Annotated in this window: 1 protein-coding gene; it reads right to left on the bottom strand. The window is 47.2% G+C overall.

Annotation, left to right across the window (positions count from 1 at the left end; genetic code table 11):
* Nucleotides 1–3,284, bottom strand: a 3,284-nt coding sequence (locus IE082_RS10915) for a TonB-dependent receptor (protein ID WP_189493944.1), incomplete at both ends; no start/stop codon positions are given.

Below are 3,284 nucleotides of genomic sequence, written 5' to 3'. Positions count from 1 at the left end.
TCGTAGTCCAAATCAGTCAAGTCACTGCTGTAGTCTGTGAAGTTATAACCAAGTCCTACCTTCATGTACTTATTCACATCTTTGTCCAACGACACTAAGAAACCACTCTTAATGCCATCATTTTTGACATCTAACATCCGGTACTCTGCCATCGCACTCCAACCCGACCAGATATTGCCACTATCGCCCCGATCACCAATGTGGTAACGTGCCTGCAAAGCTGCAAATGTGGCATTGTTCGAGTACCAACCTCCCGTGCCCCGACCAATACGCGCTTCGCTTAAACGATAGGCCAACTTGCCTGCGTACTCCCAGCGTGGATTGGCCTCATACGTGCCTTCAACTGAGAAAATCTGTGAGCGCTGGTCATAGTTGGCACCGCCCGTTTGTGCCGGGCTGCCAAGATCGTATAAGTACGTGTATTTACCCAGCGCATTCCAACGACCACCCAGTGGGCGATAAGCGAAACCAATGCCTGACTCGATGAGTTGAGCCTCAAGCTGGTTGGTCTTTTCGTTGGTGGTACGTGAGTAGTTTAAACGTCCCATGAAACGCCAGTCCTCACTGAGTTTGTAACCCACTCGGTTGGTAGTAACCCATTGATCTCGACTTTCGCTACCGCTGTCCCTGCGGTATTCAAGCTTACTGTTCCAGTCAACCACTTTGTCTGTGAAACCCGCGTTGATTGAGTAAGCCTCTCGTTTGGTCTCTTGCCCCGTTGAGATGCTGTCAAGCGTCCCCCGCTGGACATTAAAGCCAATGTTCCAACCCGTGCGCGGTGCAAACTCTAAACCAAAGTTATTCACCAACCCTTTTTGGCTACTGTCTTTGATCCATTGACTTTCATTAGTCCACCGAACTTTGTCACTAACCTGCCAGCGTTGACCAACCGTAAAACCATTTTCTTTGAAGTAGCTACGATTACCAAACAAGTCATTGCTGATGGTGCTGTCTGGAGAGTAGGTATACGACGAGTAGAGCGTGTGCTTCTCAGTGCGGCGATACTCACCTGAAGCCGTGAGCGCGTTGCCTCGGTCGCCGTTAACGTAATCAACACCAACCGTTGACAAGTTGTTGAATGTGTAACGACCACCAACCATGAAGGCGTCGTTTTTGTCGTAATTGGTGCGGTCAAATGCAACCTGACCACCAGCGTATACATCTAGGTTTTTACCAATGCGGTTGTTAAAGCGCAAACCAACCAACGAAGCCTCTCCAATCTTGCCACTCTCATTTTCTTCGACGCGCTGGAATTCCGCACTGATCGATTGATTAGGCGCATATGTCCATAAGCCATTGACGCGACTGCGTTTGAGACGTTCGTAGTCAGTGAGACCATCGCGCTTTAAATCTCGGTAGCTGGCAGTCAATTTGAAGTCGTTAGAAATCTGAGCACCACCTTCTACACCCCAATCTTTGACATCGTAACCAATATTGTCGATACGAGAGTTGGAGAAGCCCGCGTCCTTCTCAATGTACCAGCCTTTAACCACAGCTTCACGTGAGGTAACGCCGAGCTCTTTGAAGTTTATGCTGCCTTCCAAACTGTTGGCTTCGCCTTTACGCTGTGCACTGGTCGGAACCTCAAAGAAAGATAAACCACCATTGTCTGAGTAGAATATCGGCGCCGAGTAAGATTCTGAGTTGGCATTCTCAAATTTGAGATAAGTGCCTTTGCCTTTTTGGAAGGTAAGGTCAACACCTTGTAATTTGTAGTCACTACCTGAACGTCGGTCTTCAACATAAGTGCCGCCCGCAGCGAAGTGATCACCAAACCATTGCTTACCTTTAACACCCGCAACCAAGTTGCCTGAGTCAAAGCTCTCAGGGAAGTATTCATAGCTAACCACGAGCGTTTGTTGGTCACCACTGTTCGGGTTGTCTAAAATGATGTTGTTGTCACGGATGATTTGATGCAAAGGACGATTAAGAATGAGTCGACCTTGGAAGTCATCCATTTCATAATCTCGGCCTGAAACCAGCTTGGTTTCACCCAATACTCGACCACTGTCTTTGTCTCGCACCAGCACAGATACCTGTTCCGAACCCGGTAAAATGTCTGTGTTTTTGAGGTAGTACAAACTGCCGCCCGTGCCTAAAAACTCTGATTGACCCGGCGCAGTTTGTTGCTCAGAAGCGAATGCTTGCAGTTGTGAACTCGGCTCCCCAAGTTCGTTCGTCCGCTTGCTGCGAAGCTGCACCTTAGCACCATATAAACCACGGTTATATTGCGATAGGGTGGTGTCGTTTAAGTCCGTGTTGAAGTTGCCCCATAACACTTGGTTTTTATCCCAATCAAGTCGAACGTACAATCGACCTTGGGTGTCAACGTCTCGGACTGTGGTGGAGTCATCACCATACACAGGATAGTAAGCATCTGGGTCTATACGACGAAATAAGTCTTGAGCATCAGCTTTGAAGAAGCCACTAAACAACTTGTCAATTTCCTTCTCTCGAGTGTCCGCTTGAGCTGTAATCAAATATTTGCCTTGAACCTTGCCCTTCAAGTAAAACGCTAAACGACCATCAGTTTGAACTGAGTCAAATCGCTCTTTTTCTGAAGGTGATATGGCGGTGACGTTACCTGATGATTTATTCTCTGACACAGTCAAATCAGCCAAACCAACCAAGAAAAAGTATTTACCCGTCACATCAACATCAAGCGCGCTAACCATAGCCTCACTTGCCCCAGGCTTCATGGTCTGAACCTGCAACTGATGCTTGCCTACCGGAAGTATATACTCAACAACAAACTGCCTCTTTGTGTCAACAGGCACAGAGTTACCGTTGATGCTCAAAGTATAACCTTCAGGAATATTATTTCCTCGAACACGGACGCGCGAACCATTCACTTGAATGTTCTGAGTGAGCAAAGCATTGGTGCCGTACTGCTCAGTTTCAACAACGTAATTCTCTAAATTACCACCAATCTCTTGATTCGCAAGTTGCTGCGTGCCTAAACTAACATTTCCTCTTAAGTTGTCTTTTTCTTTTTCTCGATTTGCCAACGATAGTAAGCGCAACGTGCGATAGCTGGTCTCATCCCAAACACCATCTTTGTCATACACTCGCAAGTTGTAGGATAAAACTTGGTTTTCTTGTAACTTAATGGACTGATTCCATTCACCAGACCACTCAACATTCACTGTGGTGAGCTTAGGATCCCACTTAACCGGAATCACTGCCGCAGGCTTCGTGCGATCAACGTCCTCTGGCGCATAAACCAATACCTCCGCCTTCTCTATGAACGGGGCGTAATTCGTGTACACGTTAAACAAAACAGG

Origin of the sequence: Formosimonas limnophila, from assembly GCF_014652675.1 — a bacterium.
Taxonomy (GTDB): Bacteria; Pseudomonadota; Gammaproteobacteria; order Burkholderiales; family Burkholderiaceae; genus Hydromonas; species Hydromonas limnophila.
The sequence above is the reverse complement of the archived record's forward strand: the minus strand, read 5'-3'. Positions and strand labels throughout refer to the sequence as shown.